We start from the raw sequence: 311 nt of genomic DNA on the forward strand, positions 1-311 counted from the left end.
TTCTACACATATTATGTATAATTAAGGAGGAAACCTGTCTGTTTCATCAGACAGAAGTATGTTTATGGGGAAAATAGATATTTCCTTATCTTCTTATCTGTCACACCCGCCTGTTTTTGCCGATTTATTTAATGCCTGGCTATACGGGGGCAGGCAGGTAATTGATTACCGCGAACTGCAGCCAGAGGATCCGGTACAGAACCGGCCGGAATATGCTGCCGCATACAAACATGTGCGGGATGTGGTGAAGATGTATTGCCAGGACGGGATGGAGCTGGTTCTGCTGGGTATAGAAAACCAGGAAGAGATTG

Annotated in this window: 1 pseudogene; it reads left to right on the plus strand. The window is 45.3% G+C overall.

The features are described 5' to 3' along the window. Positions 1-64: 64 nt before the first annotated feature. Positions 65-311, plus strand: a pseudogene (locus tag DXA36_RS32610) (Rpn family recombination-promoting nuclease/putative transposase); the annotation flags it as partial.

The organism is Eisenbergiella sp. OF01-20, assembly GCF_003478085.1.
GTDB lineage: Bacteria > Bacillota > Clostridia > Lachnospirales > Lachnospiraceae > Eisenbergiella.